General features: G+C 62.5%; 23 protein-coding genes and 1 pseudogene. 14 read left to right on the top strand and 10 right to left on the bottom strand.

Annotated elements, in window-relative coordinates; all coding sequences use genetic code 11:
- Window positions 1-89: 89 nt before the first annotated feature.
- Both EJ066_RS02650 and EJ066_RS02645 read right to left on the bottom strand, forming a co-directional pair.
- Window positions 90-968: a methylated-DNA--[protein]-cysteine S-methyltransferase gene (locus EJ066_RS02650; protein ID WP_126034683.1), complete on the bottom strand. Its 879-nt coding sequence runs from the start codon at window positions 966-968 to the stop codon at window positions 90-92.
- A 260-nt stretch (window positions 969-1228) separates the two neighbouring features.
- A complete protein-coding gene (locus tag EJ066_RS02645; RefSeq protein WP_126034682.1) occupies window positions 1229-1723 on the bottom strand; it encodes a DUF2244 domain-containing protein in 495 nt (164 codons plus the stop codon).
- Between the two features lie 22 nt (window positions 1724-1745).
- Between EJ066_RS02645 and nth the strand changes: the two genes are divergently transcribed.
- Entirely contained in the window at window positions 1746-2543 is a 798-nt protein-coding gene (nth, locus tag EJ066_RS02640; RefSeq protein WP_126034681.1) for an endonuclease III, read from the top strand.
- Here nth and EJ066_RS02635 read toward each other — a convergent pair.
- Window positions 2537-2992, bottom strand: coding sequence for a DUF2214 family protein (locus tag EJ066_RS02635; protein ID WP_126034680.1), 456 nt, complete (start codon window positions 2990-2992; stop codon window positions 2537-2539). The genes nth and EJ066_RS02635 overlap by 7 nt on opposite strands.
- Window positions 2993-3165: 173 nt before the next feature.
- On the opposite strand from EJ066_RS02635, the gene EJ066_RS02630 reads away from it, so the two are divergent.
- Entirely contained in the window at window positions 3166-3705 is a 540-nt protein-coding gene (locus EJ066_RS02630) for a GNAT family N-acetyltransferase (RefSeq protein ID WP_126034679.1), read from the top strand.
- 30 nt (window positions 3706-3735) lie between these two features.
- Here the strand turns inward: EJ066_RS02630 and EJ066_RS02625 are convergent, their stop codons facing one another.
- Complete coding sequence (locus tag EJ066_RS02625; protein ID WP_126034678.1) at window positions 3736-4527, bottom strand: IclR family transcriptional regulator; 792 nt, start codon at window positions 4525-4527, stop codon at window positions 3736-3738.
- Between the two features lie 193 nt (window positions 4528-4720).
- Here EJ066_RS02625 and EJ066_RS02620 point away from each other — a divergent pair, with 193 nt between their 5' ends.
- The 5 genes from EJ066_RS02620 (at window position 4721) to EJ066_RS02600 (ending at window position 9957) form a co-directional block, all read left to right on the top strand.
- Window positions 4721-5698 (top strand): tripartite tricarboxylate transporter substrate-binding protein, encoded by a 978-nt coding sequence (locus EJ066_RS02620; protein WP_126034677.1) that lies wholly within the window; start codon window positions 4721-4723, stop codon window positions 5696-5698.
- Between the two features lie 130 nt (window positions 5699-5828).
- The gene (locus tag EJ066_RS02615) at window positions 5829-6365 is read left to right on the top strand and encodes a tripartite tricarboxylate transporter TctB family protein (RefSeq protein ID WP_126034676.1); all 537 of its coding nucleotides are present in this window, start codon (window positions 5829-5831) and stop codon (window positions 6363-6365) included.
- Between the two features lie 4 nt (window positions 6366-6369).
- Window positions 6370-7893 (top strand): tripartite tricarboxylate transporter permease, encoded by a 1524-nt coding sequence (locus EJ066_RS02610; protein WP_126034675.1) that lies wholly within the window; start codon window positions 6370-6372, stop codon window positions 7891-7893.
- Between the two features lie 14 nt (window positions 7894-7907).
- Complete coding sequence (locus tag EJ066_RS02605; RefSeq protein ID WP_126034674.1) at window positions 7908-9092, top strand: CoA transferase; 1185 nt, start codon at window positions 7908-7910, stop codon at window positions 9090-9092.
- Window positions 9093-9105: 13 nt separating this feature from the next.
- Window positions 9106-9957: a citryl-CoA lyase gene (locus EJ066_RS02600; protein WP_126034673.1), complete on the top strand. Its 852-nt coding sequence runs from the start codon at window positions 9106-9108 to the stop codon at window positions 9955-9957.
- Between the two features lie 19 nt (window positions 9958-9976).
- Here the strand turns inward: EJ066_RS02600 and EJ066_RS02595 are convergent, their stop codons facing one another.
- Together EJ066_RS02595 and EJ066_RS02590 are read right to left on the bottom strand one after the other, a co-directional pair.
- Entirely contained in the window at window positions 9977-10444 is a 468-nt protein-coding gene (locus EJ066_RS02595; RefSeq protein ID WP_126034672.1) for an NUDIX hydrolase, read from the bottom strand.
- Between the two features lie 132 nt (window positions 10445-10576).
- Window positions 10577-10882 (bottom strand): hypothetical protein, encoded by a 306-nt coding sequence (locus tag EJ066_RS02590; protein ID WP_126034671.1) that lies wholly within the window; start codon window positions 10880-10882, stop codon window positions 10577-10579.
- Window positions 10883-11385: 503 nt separating this feature from the next.
- On the opposite strand from EJ066_RS02590, the gene EJ066_RS02585 reads away from it, so the two are divergent.
- From EJ066_RS02585 to EJ066_RS02560, 6 genes are all read left to right on the top strand, one after another.
- Window positions 11386-11475 carry a K(+)-transporting ATPase subunit F gene (locus EJ066_RS02585; RefSeq protein ID WP_126034670.1) on the top strand — a complete coding sequence of 30 codons (90 nt, stop codon included), beginning with the start codon at window positions 11386-11388 and terminating at the stop codon, window positions 11473-11475.
- A gap of 103 nt (window positions 11476-11578) precedes the next feature.
- Window positions 11579-13693 (top strand): potassium-transporting ATPase subunit KdpB, encoded by a 2115-nt coding sequence (kdpB, locus tag EJ066_RS02580; RefSeq protein WP_126034669.1) that lies wholly within the window; start codon window positions 11579-11581, stop codon window positions 13691-13693.
- Between the two features lie 113 nt (window positions 13694-13806).
- Window positions 13807-15489 (top strand): potassium-transporting ATPase subunit KdpA, encoded by a 1683-nt coding sequence (kdpA, locus tag EJ066_RS02575; protein ID WP_189644417.1) that lies wholly within the window; start codon window positions 13807-13809, stop codon window positions 15487-15489.
- 20 nt (window positions 15490-15509) lie between these two features.
- Complete coding sequence (locus EJ066_RS02570) at window positions 15510-16073, top strand: potassium-transporting ATPase subunit C (RefSeq protein WP_126034668.1); 564 nt, start codon at window positions 15510-15512, stop codon at window positions 16071-16073.
- 83 nt (window positions 16074-16156) lie between these two features.
- Window positions 16157-18880 carry a sensor histidine kinase KdpD gene (locus tag EJ066_RS02565; protein WP_126034667.1) on the top strand — a complete coding sequence of 908 codons (2724 nt, stop codon included), beginning with the start codon at window positions 16157-16159 and terminating at the stop codon, window positions 18878-18880.
- Complete coding sequence (locus EJ066_RS02560; RefSeq protein ID WP_126034666.1) at window positions 18877-19566, top strand: response regulator transcription factor; 690 nt, start codon at window positions 18877-18879, stop codon at window positions 19564-19566. The genes EJ066_RS02565 and EJ066_RS02560 overlap by 4 nt, the downstream gene beginning before the upstream one ends.
- Window positions 19567-19843: 277 nt before the next feature.
- Here EJ066_RS02560 and EJ066_RS02555 read toward each other — a convergent pair whose 3' ends face one another.
- The 4 genes from EJ066_RS02555 to EJ066_RS02535 form a co-directional block, all read right to left on the bottom strand.
- Window positions 19844-20026 (bottom strand): hypothetical protein, encoded by a 183-nt coding sequence (locus EJ066_RS02555; protein ID WP_126034665.1) that lies wholly within the window; start codon window positions 20024-20026, stop codon window positions 19844-19846.
- On the bottom strand, window positions 20026-20214 hold the full coding sequence (locus EJ066_RS02550; RefSeq protein WP_126034664.1) for a DUF3606 domain-containing protein: 189 nt from the start codon (window positions 20212-20214) through the stop codon (window positions 20026-20028). Before EJ066_RS02550 ends, EJ066_RS02555 begins: the two co-directional genes overlap by 1 nt.
- A gap of 158 nt (window positions 20215-20372) precedes the next feature.
- Complete coding sequence (locus EJ066_RS02545; RefSeq protein ID WP_126034663.1) at window positions 20373-20633, bottom strand: DUF982 domain-containing protein; 261 nt, start codon at window positions 20631-20633, stop codon at window positions 20373-20375.
- A gap of 514 nt (window positions 20634-21147) precedes the next feature.
- Entirely contained in the window at window positions 21148-21909 is a 762-nt protein-coding gene (locus EJ066_RS02535; protein WP_126043722.1) for an NYN domain-containing protein, read from the bottom strand.
- Window positions 21910-22223: 314 nt separating this feature from the next.
- Between EJ066_RS02535 and cml the strand changes: the two are divergent.
- Window positions 22224-23430, top strand: a pseudogene (gene cml / locus EJ066_RS02530) (CmlA/FloR family chloramphenicol efflux MFS transporter).
- Window positions 23431-23484: the final 54 nt, after the last annotated feature.

Genomic DNA, 23484 nt, shown 5'->3' with positions numbered 1-23484 from the left:
ATTTGGCGGGAAGCTACTCCGTAAGGCCGCTGCTTGCCAGAGCGCGCGAGATGAACGCGCGCTGCTGGCCCAAGCCTATGGGCGGATCATCAAGACCCGACCTGTCCCGCTTCCCAGCCAAGGATGGCGCGTTTGCGGGTCAGGCCCCAGTGGTAGCCGGTGAGCGCGCCGGACTTGCCGAGAGCCCGGTGGCACGGCACCACGAAAGACATCGGATTGGCGCCGACCGCGGCACCCACCGCCCGGCTGGCGCTTGGCGCGCCGATGCGGGCGGCGATCGAGGAATAGGTGCAGGCCTTGCCCATCGGGATGCGCAGCAGAGCCTCCCAGACGCGGACCTGGAAGTCGGTGCCGATCATGACGACGCGCAGCGGCTGGTCGGCGCGCCACAGCGCCGGATCGAAGATGCGCGCGGCATAGGGCGCCGTCGCCGCCATGTCCTCGACATAGGTTGCGTTCGGCCAGCGGCCGGACATGTCGGCGAAGGCCGCCCGCTCGCCGCCGGCATCGTTGAAGGCGAGGCCGGCAAGCCCGCGCTCGGTGACCATGATTAGGGCGATGCCAAAGGGCGAAATGTGGTAGCCGTAGCGGATGGTCAGCCCGGCGCCGCGCGTCTTGTAGTCGCCCGGCGACATCGCCTCGTGAGTGACGAAGAGATCGTGGAGCCGGCCGGGGCCTGACATGCCGACCTCAAAAGAGGCCTCAAGCAGCGGCATGCCGGAATCGAGCAGCTTGCGCGCATGGTCGAGCGTGACAGCCTGCAAAAAGGCCTTGGGCGACAGGCCGGCCCAGCGGGTGAAGAGTTTTTGCAGGCCGGTCGGCGTCTCGCCGACTTCCTCGGCCAGGACCTCAAGCGAGGGCTGATCGCGGTAATCGAGGCTGATCTTCTCGATGGCGTGACGGACGATTTCGTAGTCGCTGCCTTCGGGCGTGATGTCTTTTTCCAGAATAGCTGTCTGTGCGTTCATGGGACCTTCTCCTTGACAGTGAATATCGTCCTTCATGGCTCCGGTCACCACCCGAAACTTGCCTTCTCGGGGCACATGCCCAAATGGAGGCCGGCTTTGGGAAAAGAGCCGATCATGGTTGGCGAAAAGGTGCATCTCAGCAGGAGGAGGAGACGCTGCTGAATCACCGTCTGGAGAGCCGGTTGCCTACTGAAAGACCATTTCGCGGATGAGGCACCGGCCGGACGCCGAATGGGCTGATTCGCGGGCGTGTATTGGCTTTAACGCGCCTTCGCGGTCGCCAGTGCCCGCGAAAAGGCTGACGCAAAGCTCTCGCGGTCGTCGGGATTGAGGAAGCCGCCGATCGGCACATTCTGGCCTTGTGCTTCCACCGCCATCCTGGTGATGCCGATCTCGGCGTGGCGGGCGACCGAAAAACGCGCCCAGAACGGGTTGAAGCGATGCGCTTCCGATTTGCCGGAGGGTGCGGTCTTGCGGATGTCGAGGCTGGTACGCGAGACCGACACCTCCTCGCGGGCGCGGGCGGCACGATAATTGGCGCGAAAGGCGATGTAGACGGCAATCACGTCAAGGCCGAGGAAGCCGAACACCGGCCAGGCGCCGCGCGACAGGAAAAACGCTCCGGTGACCAACCAGCCGAACAGCAGAGCGCCCATCAAGATGGCAAAACCGGTCTTGCCCAGCGACCGATGCGGTGTCAGCAACGCCTGGAAGAATGGCTCGTCGGCCTGAAATGAGGCGTTTGTGTCGCTCATCGCGGGATATTATAGGGAGGGGATGACGAACCCCAAGTCCAAAAATTCCTCCTCGCTCGAAAATCAACTGCCCCCCGGCCGACGCGATGGCTCGAACACCAAGCCGCGCCTTCGGCCGGTGCGGTTCCCCTACAGCCCGGCCGAGGTGCATGAGATTTTCCGGCGTTTTTCCGTTCAGCGGCCCGAGCCGAAGGGCGAGCTCGAACATATCAATCCCTTCACGCTGCTGGTGGCGGTGGTGCTTTCGGCACAGGCGACCGATGCCGGCGTCAACAAGGCGACGCGGGCGCTGTTCAAGGTCGCCGACACGCCGCAAAAGATGCTGGCGCTCGGCGAGGCCAAGGTCGGCGATTATATCCGCACCATCGGGCTTTGGCGCAACAAGGCCAAGAACGTCATCGCGCTGTCGGAAGCGCTGATCCGCGACCATGGCGGCGAGGTGCCCGACGATCGCGATCAGCTGGTCAAGCTGCCGGGCGTCGGACGCAAGACGGCCAATGTCGTGCTCAACATGGCCTTCGGCCAGCACACGATGGCGGTCGATACGCATATCCTGCGCATCGGCAACCGGCTGGGGCTGGCGCCCGGCAAGACGCCGGAACAGGTCGAGCAGGGGTTGTTGAGGATCATTCCGGACGAATATATGCGCCACGCGCATCACTGGCTGATCCTGCATGGGCGTTATGTCTGCAAGGCGCGCAAGCCGGATTGTCCGGCCTGTGTCATCGCCGATATCTGCAAGGCTGAGGTGAAGACGACCAGCGTGCCGGCGCCGCTGGTTGAAATCGCGCCGCTTGGGCCGGTAGGCGAAATTCAGTAGCCGTAGCCGCGCGCCATCGCCGCCGCGAAGACCGGGATCAGCAGGAAGATGAGCGCTTCGGCGCGGACATAGGTTCGAACGGATGCAAGTTCCGCCGCCGGCACCTGGAAGCCGGGGCTGGCCGTGGCTTGCCTGTTCCAGGACACGAAGCGGACAGTCGGGATGATCGACAACAGGCCGACGACGGCGAACGCCGCGATCTTTGCCCAGAACACCCAGTTGTAGACGTAGAATTCCCAGCCCTTCAGGCCGTAGATGACGCGGGCGATGCCGACGATGATGATCAACATGGCGATGATGCCGTAATGGCGATCGATGCCGATAAGCCGCCGGAGCGTCGCGGCGTGCAGGTCGCCGCGGATCAGGACGAATTCGGCGCCGATGATGCCTGCCAGTGAAAACACCAGCAGATGATGAAAGATGGCAAGCAGAAGATCGGTGGTATCCATGCCCTTTTCCTTCCGTCGGACGGCACGGCGGACGCCGCTGAATCACCTGTTGGCGAGAAAGTAGCACCGATGGGCAGGATTCACATTGGGCTGGAAGATGATCTGCACAGGCTTTGGCCCTTGTTCGGTACAGGCGATTTGCTACGCATAGCGATGCAACCGAGGCATGATTCATGGATAGTCCACAGGCGGTCGTCGTTCCCGTCATCGAGACGCCGCGCACCATCCTGCGACCGCACCGGCTCGATGATTTCGATGCCTATGTCGCCATGTGGGCCGATCCGGCCGTCACCCGTTTCATCGGCGGCAAGCCGCGCACGCGAGAGGAAAGCTGGATGCGCTTCCTGCGTCACGCCGGCCTGTGGTCGCTGCTGGGCTATGGCTTCTGGGCGATCGAGGACAAGGCATCCGGCCGCTTCATCGGCGAGGCCGGCTTTCACGATCTGAAGCGCGGCATGGTGCCGTCGATCGAAGGCGTGCCGGAAGCCGGCTGGGCACTGGTCTCGTGCGCACATGGCCAAGGGTTCGCCAGCGAAGTCGTCGGTCGGGTTCTCGCCTGGGGCGACGAGGCATTCGAGCGCGCAAGGACCGTCTGCATCATCGATCCGGAAAACACCGCTTCACTGAACGTCGCGGCAAAATGCGGCTACAGGGAAGTGTTGCGGACCACTTATCATGACAATGCGACGATCCTGCTGGAACGGCAGCCTTGAGGGGGGCTGCCTGCCATCCTGTGGTTCCGGTCAGGCCGAACCGAGGCTCTCTACGCCTTCCGCTTCGGCGCCCGCTTTGCGGGCCGCCTGTTCGAGCGTCGAGGCGTCTTCGCCGAAAGCGCGGGTGGCGCGCGCGGCAGCATCGAGCAGTGGACTTTTCATGCGCTGGAGAAAGGCCGCATCGACGCGCGTGCTCGGGCCGGACAGCGTCAATGCGCCGAGCAAGGTGTGTCCCGGCCCGAACACCGGTGCCGAGACGCCCGCCGTCTCGGGGTCGCGATCGCCGACCGACAGACAATGGTAGGTCTTGCGGATCGTCTGGTAAGGCTCGCCTTGCTGACCTGAAAACGCGGCAAGCACGCGACCGCCGGAGCCGGCCAGCAAGGGCAGCACGTCGCCTTCCCGGATCGTGTAGCGGATCGGATGCTTGGACTCGACTCGGTAGAGACAGGTACGCACGTCACCCGAACGGACATAGAAAGCGACGCTTTCCCAGCTTCGATCGCCGAGATCGCGCATGATCGGCAACAGGATGTCGACCGCCACGACCGAACGCTGGTAGAGGGCGCCCAGCCGGAAGGTGGCAGGGCCGACGCGATAGCGGCCATCGTCGAGACGCTCCAGCAACTGCCCGCGCAGCAACGAGTGCGCCAGCCTCAGGATCGTGCTCTTGTAGAGGCCGGTCCGCGCCGCGATTTCGGCGAGGCTGAGCGACCGGTCGGCGGTGGCGAAAGCATTGAGGATGGCGATCGCGCGGTCGAGCGCTGCAACGCCGTCGGCCGAGGCAGGCCCGGATTGTGTGCTGGCCGTCTGCTTGACCACGTCGTTCCGTTTCCCGGTTGGACAAAAGGCCGATCGAAACACTTGTGGCGCATTCAGAGAGTTCTGTCCAGCAGAATGCCGTTCCTGTTGACAGAATGAGGCAAAGATTGCATGGATTTTTTTGTCGAGCGGGCCTGAATTCAGGCTACGTTGCCGGCAGGCACCGAGGAGGTGTCGTGATTGGAGGAGTCCCATGCTGAACAGACGCAGATTTTTAATGAGCACCGCTGCTGCCGGCGCCGCCGGTTTCGCGGCGTTGCATCTCTCGCCCGCTTTCGCGCAGGATGCACCGCAGATCCAGATCTTCGTGCCGGCAGCGCCCGGCGGCGGCTGGGACCAGACAGCGCGCACGATGGACCAGGTGCTGCGCAGTGAGAAGCTGATCTCCGGTTCGCAGATCACCAATGTCGGCGGCGCCGGTGGCACGGTCGGCCTGCCGCAGTTCATCAGCCAGTGGAACGGCAAGGGCAATTCGCTGATGGTTGCCGGCATGGTCATGGTTGGCGCCATCATCGCCAACAAATCGGCCAATAATCTCACCGAGGTCACGCCGATCGCCCGCCTTACCGGCGAGTTCGAGGCGCTGGTGGTGCCGGCGGCCTCGCCGTTCAAGACAGCAGCGGATTTCGTCGCCGCCCTCAAGGCTGACCCGACAAAGGTTCCGGTGGCTGGCGGTTCGGCCGGCGGTTCGGACCACATATTGTTCGGCCTCATCGCCAAGACGGCCGGTGTTCCGGCAAATAACCTCTCCTATGTGCCGTTCGCCGGCGGCGGCGAGGCGCTGTCGGCGCTTCTCGGCAACCAGGTCGCGGCCGGCATCTCCGGCTTTGGCGAATTCTCCGAACAGGTCAAGGCAGGTGCGCTTCGGCTGCTCGCTATTTCCGCGGACAAACGCCAGGAAGGCATCGACGCACCGACGCTGAAGGAAGCCGGCATCGATGTTGAACTGTTCAACTGGCGCGGCGTCTTCGCACCGCCCGGCGTTTCCGACGCCGACAAGGCGGCAATGATCACGCTGGTCGAGACGATGGCCAAAAGTGATGCCTGGGCCACCGAATGCAAGAACCGCAACTGGACGCAAATTCTGCTCACCGGCGACGACTACGCGAAATTCCTCGCCGAAGACACGACCCGAATCGAGGCCATCCTCAAGGATCTCGGCCTTGCCTGATGTCTTCGGAAAGGGGCGGCCCGCGTCGCCCCTTTCCGAAGTTGGCCAGCCGCATGGACATACGATCCAGAGCGAGTGAAACTGCGGTGAGGTCGGCTGTTGGGAGACCGGCTATCCAGGGAGGACGATCATGAGCACCAGCGACCAGCAGGCGGCGCGGCCGCGCCTTGCCGTGCCCGAATTGCTGATCGGTATCGGGCTTCTCGCCTGCGCCGGCGCCGTAGCCTGGCAGACGCTGGCGATTCCGGTGTCGCCGCTCTACTCCAAGGTCGGCCCGACCGTTTTTCCCTACATCACCATGATCGGCATGACGATCCTTTCCCTCCTGCTGATCGTGGCCGCGCTGCGGGGCGGCTGGCAACCGGAGGAAGAAAAGGAAACGCCGACCGACTGGAAGGCGATGGGCATCGTCGCCGTCGGACTGGTCGCGAACCTTGTGCTGATCCAACCGCTTGGCTTCACCGCGGCCTCGGTGATCATGTTCGTTCTCATCTGCCACGGGTTTGGCAGCAGACATCCGCTGCGTGACGTGCTGCTCGGCCTGATCCTGGCGCTTGCCGCCTATTTCGGCTTCGCCAGAGCGCTTGGCGTCAGTATCGGCGCCGGCTTCATCGAGAACCAGCTGAACCCAGTCCTCGATTCGATCATCCGTATGTTGAGGGCCTGAAGCCATGGAAACGCTTGGCCATCTCGCGCATGGATTTTCGGTCGCTTTTACGCCGGTCAATCTCATGTGGTGCCTGCTCGGCACGACGCTGGGGACCGCGATCGGCGTGCTGCCCGGCCTCGGACCGGCGCTGACCATAGCCCTGCTTTTGCCGATCACCTATCAGGTTGCGCCGGAAGCATCCTTCATCCTGTTTGCCGGCATCTATTACGGCGCCATGTATGGCGGTTCGACGACGTCGATCCTGCTCAACACGCCGGGCGAAAGCGCTACCATCGTCACTGCGCTGGAAGGCAACAGGATGGCTCGTTCCGGCCGCGGCGGCGCTGCACTTGCCACCTCGGCGATCGGTTCCTTCGTCGCCGGCACGCTCGGCACGCTGGGGGTCGCCTTCCTGGCGCCGGGCGTGGTCAAACTCGCGCTGTCTTTCGGTCCGGCTGAATATTTTTCGCTGATGGTGCTGGCCTTCATCACGGTTTCGGCGGTGCTCGGCTCGTCGTCGGTGCGCGGCCTGACCAGCCTGTTCGCCGGGTTCGTCATCGGCATGATCGGCGTCGACCTGCAGACCGGCCAGCCGCGCTTCACCTTCGGCATGAGCCAATTGCTCGACGGCGTCGACGTGATCGTCGTCGCCGTCGGCCTCTTTGCGGTCGGCGAGACGCTCTACATGGCCTCGCGCCGCTATGCCGGCAAGGACGAGATCGTGCCGCTGAAGGGATCGCTCTACATGACCGCCGCCGAATGGGCCCGCTCGTGGAAGGCTTGGCTGCGCGGCGCCCTGCTCGGCTTCCCGATCGGCGCTCTGCCGGCCGGCGGCGCCGAAATCCCGACCTTTCTGTCCTATGCGATCGAGAAGAAACTTTCCAACCACAAGGAAGAGTTCGGCACGGTCGGCGCCATCGAAGGCGTTGCCGGCCCGGAAGCCGCCAACAATGCATCGGCCGCCGGCGTGCTGGTGCCGATGCTGACGCTCGGCCTGCCGACCTCGGCGACGGCCGCGATCATGCTGTCGGCCTTCCAGAGCTATGGCATCAACCCCGGGCCGCTGCTGTTCATGACCCAGTCCAACCTGGTCTGGGGGCTGATCGCCAGCCTGTTCATCGCCAATATCATCCTCGTCATCCTCAACCTGCCGCTGATCGGGTTGTGGGTGCGGCTGCTGAAAATCCCGACGCCGCAGCTCTATGCCGGCATCCTGGTGTTCGCCACGGTCGGCACCTACGGCATTTCGCAGTCGCCGGTCGACCTCGTCATTCTCTATCTGCTCGGTGCGGCCGGCTTCCTGATGCGGCGCTTCGATTTCCCGACGGCGCCGGTCATCATCGGCATGATCCTCTGGCCGCTCGCCGAGACGCAGTTCCGCCGCGCGATGACGATCTCGAACGGCGACTGGTCGGTGTTCTACAAGCATCCGCTGTCGCTGACGCTGCTGACACTGGCGTTCATCGGGCTGGTCGGACCGCATATCTGGGCTTACGTCGAGCACAGGCGCAGGCGTGGGCCCGAGCATGTGCCGGGCGATGCCTGAGCGTTCGTGACATCATGACCGATCTGCTGTCCGGCATCCGCGTCCTCGACCTCACCAATGTTCTGGCTGGCCCTTACTGCGCCTATCAGCTGGCGCTGCTCGGGGCCGATGTGATCAAGGTCGAGGCGCCGCAAGGCGGCGATCTGGCGCGCCAGCTCGGCGGCTCGCCGGAACTCAACAGCACCGGCATGGGCGCTTCGTTCCTGGCGCAGAACGCCGGCAAACGATCGGTGGTGCTCGATCTCAAGAAAGAGGCCGATCGCGAACGCTTCCTCGATCTGGTCGCCTCCGCCGACGCGCTGGTCGAGAACTTCCGCCCCGGCGTGATGGACCGGCTGGGGCTCGGCTATGCAAGGCTGAAAGAGGTCCGTCCCAGCCTTGTCTATTGCGCGATTTCGGGCTTCGGCCAGACGGGGCCGATGCGCGACAATCCTGCCTACGACCAGATCATCCAGGGACTTTCCGGCATCATGAGCATCACCGGCACGCCGGAGACCGCGCCGCTGCGTGTCGGCTATCCCGTCGCCGACACGTTGGGCGGGCTGGTCGGGGCGTTCGCCATCACTGCTGCACTTGTGAGGCAGAAGACGAGCGGCGAGGGCGCCTTTCTCGACGTGTCGATGCTCGAATGCACGCTCTCCGCACTGGGCTGGCCGGTCTCCAACTATCTGACGGCTGATGTCGATCCGCGGCCTATGGGCAACGAGAACATGACGGCGGCACCTTCCGGCACGTTTCGCACCGGCGACGGCCTGCTCAACATCGCCGCCAACAAGCAGGAGCAATTTGTCACGCTCTGCCGGCTGATCGGGCTGCCGGAGCTGGCGTCGGACCCGCGCTTTGCCGAGCGCGAGATGCGCAAGCGCAACCGCATCGCCTTGAAGGAATTGATCGAGGACGCCCTGGCGAGCGGCTCGGCCGCGGTCTGGGAGGAGACGCTCAATCGCGCAGGCGTGCCGGCGGGCAGGGTGCTGACGATCCCGCAGGTGCTGGCCGAGCAGCAAGTGATCGAGCGCGACATGACCACCCGTTTCGATGGCGTGTCGAAGGTGGACCGGCCGCTGACCGTCGTGCGCGGCGGGTTCATGGTCGATGGCGCGGCACCCTTGCCGACCAAGCCGCCGCCGGCGCTGGGCGAGCATACGGACGAGGTGTTTGCCGGCTTGCAGCCCCGGGCAAAAACGCGAGCGCAGGCATGAGCGGCGCGAGAACATGAGCAGCGCTGGGAAAAAGACCGGTCGCGAGCGCGGCGAGGAATGGTGGCAAACCGGCATCATCGAGATGCGCCCCGGCGTGATCCGGCTGCGAGGCTACGAGATCCAGGATCTGATCGGCCGCGTCAGCTTTCCAGCGATGATCTGGCTGATGTTGCGCGGCGAACTGCCTGGTGAGGAGCAGGCGGCGCTGCTCGGCATTGCGCTGGGTGCCGCAGTCGACCATGGGCCGCAGGCGCCGTCGATCGCCATTGCCCGCATGGCGGCCACCTGCGGCGTCGGCATCAACAGCGCCATGGCATCGGCCATCAATGTGCTTGGCGACGTGCATGGTGGCGCCGGCGAGCAGGCGCTTGCTTTCTACGGCGACATCGCCGCGGCATTGGATGCAGGGACGGCGCTTGCCGATGCCGTCCCGGCGCGGCTCGATCGTTTCTTCGCCGACGAAGAATCCTATGTGCCGGGGCTCGGCCATCGCTTCCATCCGGTCGATCCGCGAGCGCCGCGCCTCATCGAGCTGACCCGCGATTTTGCCGCGCGTGGCGTCGTCAGCGGACGTTTCGCCGACATCGCCGAGGCTGTCGAGGCGGAGGTCGCGCGGCGCAAGGGCAAGAAAATCCCGCTCAACATCGACGGCGCCACCGCCGTCATCTATGGCGAACTCGGCTTCCCGCCGCCGCTGACGCGCGGCCTTTTCGTGCTGTCTCGTTCGGTCGGCATATTGGCGCATGCGTGGGAGCAGTCGCAGGAGACCGACCGCAACAAGGGGCCGCTGCCGCGCGAGTGGCTTTGGGCCTATACCGGCACGCCGGTGCGGCCTTTTCCCGAGGGGGATGACGGCTCCAAATGAGGCTTTCGTTCGACTTGCGTTAAGCGGGCGCGGGCTGGGGAACCTTCAAGTTCTTCAGCAGCGTCGACAGATCGGGCTCGTCGATGAGCATCGCCGCGTCTTCCGGCGCCAGCCATGCCCGCTGCCGCCTTTTGGCCTCCTGCCAGTTGGCCAGTTCCTCGGTCACCGCCAGCAGATAGACAGTGACGTCGACGCGGACGAAGCGGTTCGTCAGCCGCTTCCAGTAGGAATACGTGCCTGCCGGCTGCTTCAGCGTCTTGCCGAGGACGCCGGCTTCCTCCTGCGCTTCGATGGTGGCTGCCTTGCGCCCGCTCTTGCCTTTCATCGGCCAACCCTTGGGCACGATAAAGCGCCTTGTCGATATCGAGGTGACCAGCATCACCTCGATATCGCCACGCTCGCTCAGCCGAAAGGGAATCGCAGCGACCTGACGAACCCGCTCACCCCTCCTCGCCTTGCGTACGACCTTCTTCTTGGTGGCTACCATTCCCGACGATCCAATCAGGGCAGTGCCCAAGCACAAAGGCACGTTGCGAAATCAAAACGACTTTGATGCTACTTCAAGCACAGCGGCGTTCAAGCACATAAGTCGGCTAAATAAGTGGAAAGCGCCGGCTCATCAGCGGCAGGTGCTGACGAAGCCGTTGCCCGAACGCTGCAACTGGCAAGTGGGCTTCATCTGCGGCACATCGGGGCGCTGCTGCGGCGCGATCTCGCGATCCTGGGCGCGGAACTGCTGCTGCTGCTGCTGAAATTGCTGCCGCCGCAGCCTGTTCTCCAGCATCTGCAATTCGTTTTGCTGGACCAAGGTATTGCGATTGGCGGGGTTGAGGACCTGCGCCGAGGCCGCCGGACCTGCGCCCGGCAACATAGCCGTTGCCAGCATTGCTGACATGAAGATCGTCAATAGGCGAAGTCGCGACATCCATTCATTCCTGCAAACAGAACCTCCAAACATATAGAGCAGTTGCCTGGTGATGCCATGGTTAAAGCCTCGCTGGGGCGGAATTGGTGGGCTCAAAGCCCCTAGACCCTCATGCGCGGGTATCCGACCGAAGCATTGCCGTCATATGACGACTATGAATGTCGGAGTTTTGGTCAGTGTCCCTCGCGCAACAATTCGATTCCGTCAAGTTCAACATTTTTCGATTCCATACAGCAGGAGGTATCTCTTTGGCCGGCTTCAGCGGCGCGATTGCCCGAACCGCGGAGCTCGGCCGATTGAGCTGGTGCGCCGCATCTATATGAGATTCCTATAATTCCGACTTTGCTCCCCTCTCGAAAACATATGCGTTGACTGGCAAGTAACCGCACCATGGGGCGGTGACCTTCGCATGCCCTGAATGCGCTCCAGAAGCGTACCTGGTAAAGGAGGCATCTCACACCTCCTGAACTGTACGTCGCATGGAGCATGCCGAGGAGGCTGTGATGATTTTCGACTACGCGCTTGCAGGTGTCGTGACAGTGGGCCTGCTGATCTATCTCACCTATGCGCTGCTGCGGCCCGACCGATTCTAGGAAGCGGTCATGATCCGGACCGGCGACGACGGTCCAGGGGCGGGATCGCCCATCCTCCTGGCACGCAAGCTAAGACACCATTCTGACCGACGGAGTTACGTTGATGGACACTTCGAACCTGCGCAAGCGGATGCCGGTTTCGGCATTGGCCGATCCAAAGATCATAGGACCGGCGATCGGCTCTGCCTTCGCCAAGCTCGATCCGCGGGTCCTTGCGAAGAATCCCGTCATGTTCGTGGTCGAGGTTGTCGCGGCGCTGACCACTGTCCTCTTTCTGCGCGATCTGGCGGTGGGCGCAGAGGGTCTCGGCTTCACATTCCAGATTATCCTGTGGCTCTGGTTCACGATACTGTTCGCGAACTTCGCCGAAGCAGTGGCGGAGGGGCGCGGCAAGGCGCAGGCTGATACGCTGAGAAGGACACGGACTGAAACGCAGGCCAAGCTCCTGACGGAATCCGATAGTTCCAAGTACAAGACCGTCCCGGGCACGAGCTTGAAGGTTGGCGATGTCGTCCTGGTCGAACCGGGCGATACGATCCCGTCGGATGGCGAGGTTGTCGAGGGTGTTGCCTCCGTCAACGAAGCGGCGATCACCGGCGAGTCGGCGCCAGTCATTCGGGAATCGGGCGGCGACCGCTCGGCGGTGACCGGCGGCACGCAGGTGCTGTCCGACTGGATCAAGGTGCGAATCACAGCCGCGCCAGGCTCGACCTTCCTCGATCGCATGATCAAGCTGGTAGAAGGCGCCGAGCGCCAGAAGACGCCGAACGAGATCGCCCTCAATGTCCTGCTCGCAGGCTTGACCATCATCTTCGTTCTGGCGGTGGCGACGATCCCCAGTTTCGCGAGCTATGCCGGCGGCAGCATCCCGATCCCGGTTCTCGTCGCGCTGTTTGTCGCCTTGATCCCGACGACCATCGGCGCGCTGCTGTCGGCCATCGGCATCGCTGGCATGGATCGCCTCGTTCGCTTCAATGTGCTGGCCATGTCCGGCCGCGCCGTAGAAGCTGCCGGCGACGTCGATACGCTGCTGCTCGACAAGACCGGAACGATCACGCTGGGTAACCGGCAGGCGACTGAATTCCGGCCGATCCGCGGCGTATCCGAGCAGGAGCTCGCGGATGCGGCGCAGCTTGCCTCGCTTGCCGACGAGACTCCGGAAGGCCGGTCGATCGTCGTGCTGGCCAAGGAGAAATACGGGATTCGTGGACGTGATGTCGGCGAGAGCCGTGCTAACTTCATTCCGTTCACGGCCCAAAGCCGCATGAGTGGCGTCGAGATCGGCGACTCGTGGATCCGCAAGGGCGCGGTAGATGCCGTCCTGCGCTTCCTCAATGTCTCACCGGGCGCGGCTGCGGGCGCAGGCACATCCCGTTCCGCACGCTCGGCGCCGAGCCCCGACGCTGTACGCGAGCTCAACGCCATCGCCGATGAGGTCGCCAAATCGGGTGGCACACCTCTTGCTGTCGCCCGGGACGGCAAGTTGCTCGGCATCGTGCATCTGAAGGACATCGTCAAGGGCGGCATTCGCGAGCGCTTCCAGCAACTGCGGCTTATGGGCATCCGCACCATCATGATCACCGGCGACAATGCGATGACGGCCGCGGCGATCGCGGCTGAGGCCGGTGTCGACGACTTTCTCGCCCAGGCGACGCCCGAGGACAAGCTCAAGCTCATCCGGGATGAACAGGCCAAGGGCAAGCTCGTCGCGATGTGCGGCGACGGCACCAACGACGCCCCGGCGCTCGCGCAGTCGGATGTCGGCGTCGCCATGAACACGGGCACCCAGGCTGCACGCGAAGCCGGCAACATGGTCGACCTCGACTCCAATCCGACGAAGCTGATCGAGATCGTCGAGATCGGCAAGCAGCTTCTCATGACCCGCGGCGCCTTGACGACCTTCTCGATCTCCAACGACGTGGCGAAGTACTTCGCGATCATCCCGGCGATGTTCGTGACTCTGTATCCACAGCTGGGAGCACTGAACATCATGGGCCTGGCGACGCCGCAGAGCGCAATCCTTTCGGCCATCATTTTCAATGCGGTGATCATCATCGCGCTGGTGCCGCTGGCACTAAAGGGCGTTGCATATCGAGCCATCGGCGCGCCAGCCGTGCTGCGCCGAAACCTGCTGATTTACGGATTGGGCGGGCTGATCATACCGTTCATCGGGATCAAGCTCATCGACATGCTCGTATCCGCATTACATCTCGCGTGATCGGAAGGATTTTCCAATGGTGCTGATCTATCTGCTGCTCGCAATCGCAGTTTTTGCCCTCCTTTATTGGATGACCTTGTCGGTCGATCGAGCCTGACGCTGGGAGCTGATCCATGTTTGCATATGCCATTCTATTCGTCGTTTTCATCGTTGGCGGCACTGCCCTTCTGTCCTGGCCGCTCGGCCGCTATATGAAGTGGGCGATGGACCCGGACGCACCCGACGTCGGCGCGGCCGGACGGTTCAACGGGATATTCCGAGCCTTCGGCGGCTCGATCACGCGCGCGCAGCAGGACTGGCAGCGGTACCTGGTCGCCATGCTCGTTTTCAACGTGGTGATGTTTGTGGTGAGCTTCGGCATCCTGGCCCTGCAGCAACATCTGCCGCTCAACCCGGACGGCATGGAGGCTGCCGAAGGAAGCCTGATCTTCAACACTGCGGCTTCCTTCACCTCCAACACCAATCTCCAGCATTATTCGGGCGAATCGACCTGGAGCTACATGTCGCAGCTCGGCGCGCTGATGTGGCTGCAGTTCGTGTCGGCGGCGACCGGCATTGCCGCCTTGGCAGCGCTTGCGCGCGGTCTCGCGGGAAAAGGCATGGGCAACTTCTTCGTCGACGTGCAGCGCGCCTCGTTTCTGGTGCTGCTGCCCGTGGCGCTCGTTGTCGCGTCGGCCATGGTGATCGGCGGCATGCCGATGACGTTTCAGGGCTCGGCGGTCGCGACGACCCTGGAAGGCGTCCAGCAGACAATTGCACGCGGACCTGTCGCGGCGTTCGTCGCCATCAAGCAGCTCGGCACCAATGGCGGCGGCTTCTTCGGGCCAAACAGCACGCACCCGTTCGAGAATCCGAACTTCTGGACCAACGCACTCTCGATGATTTCCATCATCATCATCCCGATGGCATGCGTGTGGATGTTCGGCCGGATTATCGGACGCATGCGTCACGCAACCGTCGTGTTCGGCGTGATGTTGGCGCTGGTGCTGACCAGGATCACTTTTGCTGTCTATTTCGAAACGGCTCCCACGCAGGCCTTTGCCCAGCTTCCGATCGAACAGACTGTCGGCAACCTGGAAGGCAAGGAGCTGCGCTTCGGCACTACGTCAGGGCCGACCTGGGCCGTGCTGACCACGTCGACCAGCAACGGCTCGGTTGGCGCAATGCATGACAGCCTGAACCCGCTCGCCGGTCTCATGCCAATGATCGGCATGTGGCTGAACGAGGATTTCGGCGGCGTCGGCGTCGGCATGATCAACATGTTCCTCTATATCGTCGTCGGAGTATTCATCGCCGGCATGATGGTGGGGCGAACGCCAGAATACCTCGGCTGGCGCATAGAGGCCCGGGAGGTCAAGCTCGCCATCCTCGCGCTTCTGGCCCACGGGCTCTTCATTCTTGGCGGCACCGCCATCTTCGCCGCCACGCCGTGGGGCCAGGACGTGCTGAACAATATCGGCCCGCACGGATTCAGCGAGATGCTGTACGAGTTCAGCTCGGCGAGTGCGAACAACGGATCGGGCTTCGAAGGACTGGGCGACAACACGGTGCCCTGGAACGTGGCGACCGGCATCGTCATGCTGCTCGCCAGGTTCATCCCCATCATCCTGCCGCTGGCGATCGTCGGATCCCTGATGACGAAGCGGCGGACCGCGGAATCGGCGGGAACGCTCGGCGTGGAGGATGGAACCTTCGCTGGCATGCTTGTGGCGACGATCCTCGTCGTCGGCGCTCTGACCTTCTTCCCGGCTGCCACGCTGGGACCGGTTGCAGAGCATCTCATCTACATGAACTAAGAAGGCTGGAGCACAGGCACATGGAACCTTTCATCGCTAGCATCCGCCTCGTCGTGGCCAGCATGCTCATCTGCGTTGCCGGCTACGCGACTGTGATCTGGGGGATCGGTCAGGTCATCAACCCTGAGGCCGCGGCAGGTTCGCTGATAACCCGCCCGGACGGAACAGTGGCTGGCAGCCAGCTGATCGCGCAGAAATTCACCCAGCCGAAGTACTTTTGGTCACGGCCCTCGGCGGTGGACTATAATGGCGCCGGCGCAGCAGGCAGCAACAAGTCGCCCACAAGCCCCGATCTTACTGATCGGGCTCGCGAGATCGTCGCGCAATACGGAGCTACCGCCGAAAACCCGTTGCCGCCCGAATTGGCCGCAGCGTCGGGCGGCGGCCTCGATCCCCATATCAGCGAGGAGGCCGCTCTCTATCAGGCCTCGCGGATCGCTACGGCGCGCAGTCTTTCGCGGTCGCAAGTCGAGGCCTTGGTCAAGGACCATGCTTTCGCGCCGGGCGGCTTCCTTACCCCGGGTCGGCTGGTGAATGTGCTGGAACTCAATCTCGCACTCGACCAGGTCGGGACGGCTCAATGAACAATCGGAGCATCGCGTTCGGCTTGATCGGCGAGCCGAAACGCGGTGCTTTCTCGCCAACATCCGGATAGTATCGAGGCGTGATGCCGGAAGAACGACGAGACCATGACAAGCGACCCTCTCCCGACGCCTTGCTCGAGGCGGCCCGGATGGAGGAAGGCCGAGCCGGCAAGCTTCGCATTTTTGTCGGAGCCGCACCTGGCGTCGGCAAGACATACGAAATGCTGCAGACCGCCCGTGCCCGGAAAAAGGACGGCCACGATGTCGTCGTGGGGGTTGTGGAAACCCATCGCAGGATAGAGACCGAGGCGCTGCTGGAAGGGCTGGAAGTCATTCCTCGGCGAAGGATCGAGTATAAGGGCCGATGGCTCGAGGAAATGGATCTCGACGCCATCCTGGCGCGCCGTCCACAAATCGTCCTCGTCGACGAGCTCGCCCATACCAATGCAGCAGGCAGCCGCCACCCCAAGCGCTACCTCGATGTGCAGGAAATCTTGAACAGCGGCATCGACGTCTATACCACAGTCAATATCCAGCACATTGAAAGCCTGAACGACGTCGTTGCGCAGATTACGCGAATCCGCGTTCGGGAGACGGTTCCGGATTCAATCTTTGACCGAGCCGATTCCGTCGAGCTGATCGATCTCACGCCGGAAGATCTCATCGGACGCCTCAAGGAAGGGAAGGTCTATATTCCCAAGCAAGCCGAGCGGGCGCTGGAGCACTTCTTCTCGCCAGCCAATCTGACGGCGCTGCGTGAGCTTGCCCTGCGCCGCACGGCTGATCGCGTCGACGAGCAATTGCTGACCCAGATGCAGGCCCGCGCCATCGCCGGACCATGGCCGGCCGGCGAACGCATTCTGGTCTGCATCAGCGAGGATCCACGCGCCGTAGGGCTCGTACGCTACACCAAACGCCTCGCGGATCGCCTGCACGCTCCTTGGACGGCACTCTCAATCGAAACGCGGCGCAGCCTGCAGCTGAATGAAGAACAGCGTGACCGCGTAGCAGATACGCTTCGCATGGCGCAGAGCCTTGAGGGAGAGGCCATTACCATCCCAGGGGGCGCGCGCAGTGTCGCCGATGACCTGATCGCCTACGCACAGGCGAACAACATCACGCATATCGTCATCGGCAAGTCGACCCGCTCGCGATGGTTCGAGATTCTGCACGGCTCCGTCGTGCATGACCTTTTGCGTGGCGCCGGCAACATCAGCGTTCACGTCATTGCCGGCGAGGAGCTGAAGAGCGATCTCATTCCCAGGAAGACCGTGACGACGGCCGAACGGCCGCAGCCCTTCGACTTTCTACCCTACGCTTATGCAGCGCTCGCAGTCGCTGCGGCGGTCGCAATGAGCATAGCGTTATGGCCGTTGATCGGCGTCACGAATACCGACCTCGTCTTCCTCACCGCTGTCGTCGGTATCGCTGTGCGCTTCGGCTTGTGGCCTTCGCTTCTTGCCAGCGTCGTATCGGCGCTTTGCTACAATTTCTTTTTCACCAAACCTTACTACACATTCTTCATTTCCGATCCAACGAACATCATAGCTGTCCTGTTCTTCACGATCGTCGCCATTGTCGTTTCGAATGTTGCGGCGCGGGCGCGCGCACACGCCCTCGTTGCGATGGCCCGCGCCCGCACCACGGAGCTGCTTTATTCCTTCACGCAAAAGCTCGCCAGCGTCGGTATCCTCGACGATGTTCTCTGGGCAACTGCTTACCAGACAGCATTGATGCTGAAAGTACGGGTGGTCCTGCTCCTGCCGGAAAATGGTTCGATTGCCGTCAAGGCCGGCTATCCGCCCGAAGATACTCTGGACGAAGCCGATTTGGCGGCGGCCAAGTGGGCCTGGCAAAGCAATCGCCCCGCCGGGCGCGGCTCCGAGAACCTGCCCGGTGCCAAGCGCTTGTTCCTGCCCATACGGACCGGACGCGGGGCGGTGGGTGTTGTCGGCATCGACAGCGACAAGCCGGGGCCGCTTCTCACGCCGGACGGGCGTCGCCTGCTCGACGCCTTGGCCGATCAGGCGGCGCTGGCGATCGAGCGGGTCCACCTGGTCGAGGACATGGAGCGCGTCAAACATACCGTTGAAACCGAGCAGCTACGGTCGGCGCTCCTGACATCGATCTCGCATGACCTGAAGACCCCGCTTTCCGCGGTGCTCGGATCGGCGGAAGCGATGCGGAATATGTGGCCCGACCTCGCCGATGCGCAAAGAGCCGATCTGCTTGCGACGATCATCGACGAGGCCGAGCGGCTCAACCGGTTCATCGCCAACCTCCTCGACATGACCAAGCTCGAATCGGGCGCGATCGTTGCGAACACATCCCTGCACGATGTCGGAGAAATCGTCGGAAGCGCGCTTGATCGCGCTGCCCGAATTCTTGACCAGCACGAGGTCGAGCTGGAGTTCGCCCCCGACCTGCCGATGCTGATGCTCGATGCCGTTCTGTTCGAGCAGGCACTGTTCAATCTCCTGGACAATGCGGCCAAGTACTCCCCGGCCGGGACGACCATCCGCATAGAGGGCTGGCGTGATGAAAATTCGGTCTGCCTGGAGGTGTTCGATGAGGGCGGCGGTATTCCGATTGCCGATTTGGAACACATCTTCGACAAGTTCTATCGGGCACGAAAGGGTGATCAAGTTCGGGCCGGCACCGGCCTGGGGCTGGCGATTTCGCAGGGGTTCATCGAAGCGATGAACGGGACGATCACCGCGGCGAACCGCTCGGACCGCTCCGGAGCGGTGTTCACGATCAGGATGCCCGTTCCCGCGAATTCCAAGCAATTGGACACTGCCGCATGACTGCTTCCACGCTCCGGGTTTTGGTCGTCGACGACGAGCCGCCCATCCGCAAGCTGCTGCGCATGGGTTTGGGGACTCACGGCTATGACGTCCTGGAAGCGCCGAACGGAAAGGCCGGCCTGGAGTTGTTGGCCCAGAATCCCGACCTGATCATTCTCGATCTCGGTCTTCCCGACATCGATGGCCTCGAATTGTTGAGGATGATCCGCGCGCGCAACGAAGGTGTCCCAATCGTGGTTCTGTCAAGCCGGGGCGACGAGGCTGGCAAGGTCCAGGCGCTCGATTTCGGCGCCGACGATTACGTCACGAAACCTTTCGGCATGGATGAGCTTCTCGCACGAATGCGAGCCGCGCTTCGGCACCAGCTCCAGGTGCAGGGCGAGCGACCGATTTTCCATGTCGGCGATCTTTCCGTCGATCTGGTGCGTCGCATCGTGAAGATGGGCGAAGAAGAAATAAAGCTCTCGCCCAAGGAGTATGATCTGCTGCGTCTGATGGTTCAGCACGCCGGCAAGGTTCTGACCCACAGATTCTTGTTGAGCGAAATCTGGGACGGTCTGACCGACACCCAATACCTGCGCGTCTACGTCCGGCAGATCAGGCAGAAGATCGAAAAGAATCCTGAACGCCCCCAATATATCCTCACGGAGACCGGGATCGGCTATCGGCTGCGCGCACCGAACTGAGCGGGGGCAATACGCCGGAAGATCGGGCCGAACGAGTTCAACACCCCGGCCTGCTCAAGTTGCATGGCTGGCAGGGCTGTATGCGCCTCTATCCGGTGCCGAAATCAATCGCCGCGGGTATAGATCACCGCATAAAACGGGAACAGGCTGAGTTTGTTTGAAAACCAGTAAGCTGCTCAGCATTTTCCGGCCCGACACCAAGACAAAGAGATGTGCGGGTAGCTGGACGCGTGCGACGGCGATGCGGCGAGGACGGACGCTCCGCCAGACCGGCGGCTCAGCCTTCGGCCTTGAAGTTCTTTGCTTCCTTCTCGACCTTGGCGCTGTCCTTGCCGTGCTTGCGCATCAGATCCTTGGCTTGATTGAGCGACACGTCGGTGGTCTCGGCCAGGCGCAGGGCTTCCTTGTCCTCCCGTTCGCGTTTCTTCCGATCGGCCATTGCGGCTTTCTCGTCAGGCATTACAACGCCTTTATGCTCTCGGCGATCTCATTCAGCACCTTGCGATCGGTGCCGTGGCGCTTGATGAGCGTGCGGGCTTGGCCCGGAGTGATGCCAGCCTCCTCGGCGAGATGCCTCACCTCATAGTCTTCATCGCCGGCTGCTCGTGAACGATCGCGGTTGTCGGTCCTGGTCTTGTCGTCGGCCATGGCGGTTCTCCTCGTTTCAATGAGGGCATAACGAGGAAGTTTTTGCGAGGTTCCTTAAAGCGCGTCGCGTTTGAACGGATTCATGCGACGCGCTTTAAGTTCTTGTTTTTATGCATGTCGTTATCGCAAAACCGCTGCACACTTTTGCGCGACATGCATTAGTGCCGGCCTTCGCGCACAAACACATTGGCTTCCTTGGCTGCGGCTGTGAATGCGCGCCGCGCGCTGCCGACCGCCCGCCGCTGCTCCATCGCATCCATCATGGCTTTCAAGGCCGCGCGGTATTTCGGCCCGCGCATTTCGTCTGGCCACTTGTCGACCAGAAGCGAGGCCGCCTGGACCGTTCTCGTCACATAAAGGGAGCGTCCGATCCGTCCGCTCTCGATTGTCACGGGAACGTCGAATTGTTCATCACGCATTGACGCTACTCCTCGACACGAACGAAAGAAACGACGCAGCGGGGGATTTGTTCCGGAGACGAATGGCGTGATCCATCCCGATCACAAATTCATGGTCGCAGTGTCGCTCACGTCGCCGATGTAGTTCAGATGGGAGCAAGCTCGTTGCGGCAGGGCGACATGCGTTAGCGGGACCTGTGGTCGAACACGACCCCCATGGTCCTACCAATTGCGGTCATGACGACAAGCTCGACCAGATGATCGTCACTGTCCCCACAAGCCGGGGCTGCCCGGCGGATGGCATCTATTGCGGCTCTGGTCGATATGGTATCGCCGGCGCGGAATTTTGAAAGCGCAGATGAAACAAGTTCCTGGGCTGTCAAGTCAACGACAGGCGGTTTGGACGCTACGTTCATTGGCTTCTCCCGCCAAGAACTACCTCTCATGAGATAATACGCCGAATGGCAGTTTCCGCCAGCGAAATAGTGGTCCGACCAGAGGCGCCGGCCGGACCGGCCAAGGTTCCTCTGCAGGGTCAGCGCGACGCTGCCGATTTCGATCTCTCCTGCTTTCCAGCCGCCGGCTTGATCCTTATACGCACCGCTCCACCCTCGGGATGATCGATCTCAAAGGCATTGGTCTTCCGCACGAGGTCGCTCAGCTTGCGAAAGCCAAAGGTTCTGGGATCGAAGTCCGATGCCAGATTGGCGAGCTGATTGCCGACAATGCCGAGCGGCACCCAGCCGTCCTCGGTTTCCATCTGTGAAATGACCTTGGTGATGATCGGCGTCGCGGCGCTGGGCGGCTGCAGCGATTTCGTGGGCGCCGTATCCTGAGCGTTGGCTGGCGCAGTCGGAAGGAGGTTTTCGGTGTACACGAACCGGCGGCATGCCTGCCGAAAACTCTCCGGTGTCTTCTGCTCGCCAAATCCGTACACGTCGATCCCGTGTTCCCTGATGCGAGCGGCGAGGCGGGTGAAATCGCTGTCGGAGGACACCAGGCAGAAGCCCTCGAACCGCCCGCTGTGGAGGAGGTCCATCGCGTCTATGACGAGCGTAATGTCGGATGCGTTCTTGCCGGTGGTGTAGGCGAATTGCTGCTGCGGGATGATCGCGTGCTTCGAGAGCACATCGGCCCATGCCTTCGAACGGGTGCTGGAGAAGTCGCCGTAGATGCGACGAACGCTTGCCTCGCCGATCTTTGCGATTTCCTCGAACAACCCGTCGGCAATCTTGGCAGAAGCGTTATCTGCGTCGATCAGCACTGCAAGCCGTGGAGAACGTGGTTCGGTCGGCAAGGTGGATCCCCTTTCTGGCGTCGCACCCAAGACATATGGTGTAGCGGCACCATGCGATACCTTTTTATCGAAATTCCCCAGGCAAGGCCTCTGTCGAGATCCGTGCAACAGCGTTGTCAAGCCGAGGGCAGTCGGTAAGGGTTCGCTCATCAATCATTTATCGTTTGGAGCATCGGCATGGGAGCCGCAAAGTCGTCAGACAGGTAAGCCGAAACAACTCGCTTTGTTGTTGCGGCGCTCTGTCGAACCCATCCCCAGCCGATTGCTGACGAGCAGACGCCGCCGGATTTCTCTTATTCGAGCGGATAATTGTCATGATCACAACACGCCCCATATGGGGCCATCCGCTGTCGGCGGCCTTGCTGCTGATGGCGCCTTTTGACGTTCTCGCCTCCCTGGCGATGGATATCTATCTCCCCGTCGTTCCGGCGATGCCCGCAATCCTGGGCACGAGCCCACCCGTGATCCAGCTTACGCTGAGCCTCTATATGGTGATGCTTGGCGTGGGGCAGGTCGTGTTCGGGCCGATCTCGGATCGCATCGGGCGACGCCCGGTGCTGCTCGCCGGGAGCCGTGCTTTTTGCCGCCGCTTCGCTAGGTGCGGCTTCATCATCGAGTGCCGCGCCCTTCGTCATTTTCCGTTTGCTTCAGGCCGTTGGCGCCTCGGCGGCGCTGGTCGCAACTTTCGCCACGGTTCGGGACGTTTATGCCGATCGCCCGGAAGGCGTCGTCATCTATGGCCTGTTCAGTTCGATGCTGGCCTTCGTGCCGGCGGTCGGCCCTGTTGCGGGAGCGCTGATTGCGGACAATTTCGGGTGGCGCGCCATTTTCATCGCTCTGGCGGCGCTGTCGGTGCCAGCCATACTGAACGCCGCGTTCAGATGGCATGAGACCCGGCCCGAAGGCCAAGCCGTCGTCCGCCGGTCGGTGCTGCCGATCTTCGCCAGCCTGTCGTTCTGGACTTACACATTGGCGTTCAGCGCGGCCATGGGCACCTTCTTCGTGTTTTTCTCGACGGCGCCATGTGTCCTCATCGATCGGGCCGGTTATTCGGAACTCCGGTTCAGCATCGCCTTCGCGACCGTTGCGGTCGTCATGATCGTGGCAGCTCGCTTCGCAAAGGGATTTGTGACCCGGTGGGGCATTGCCGGAAGCGTAGCGCGCGGCATGGCCTTGCTTTTGTGCGGCGCGGTTCTTCTCGGCCTCGGCCAGATCCTCAGCTCACCGTCCTTCGGCAGCTTCATCCTGCCGATGTGGGTCATGGCGGCTGGCATCGTCCTTACCGCATCGGTCACGGCCAATGGTGCGCTTGCGGGATTCGACGACATCGCCGGGTCGGCCGTCGCATTCTATTTCTGCATGCAAAGCCTGGTCGTGGGCGCTGCCGGAACGTTGGCGGTGACGTTGTTGAAGGGGGATAGCGCGTGGCCGTTGGTCGGCTATGCGGTTGTGATGGCGATGCTGGTGTCGACCGGGCTGGCGCTGCTCCAGTCTCGCGCCCGCCGCTCACAAGAGCGGTGAGATCCGCCGGGCGGCGTCTCATGCCGCCCCGGTATCTCAACTATGCCGCCAACC

This window comes from Mesorhizobium sp. M9A.F.Ca.ET.002.03.1.2 (assembly GCF_003952365.1).
Classification (GTDB): domain Bacteria; phylum Pseudomonadota; class Alphaproteobacteria; order Rhizobiales; family Rhizobiaceae; genus Mesorhizobium.
This window is presented reverse-complemented; position numbering and strand designations above follow the sequence as displayed.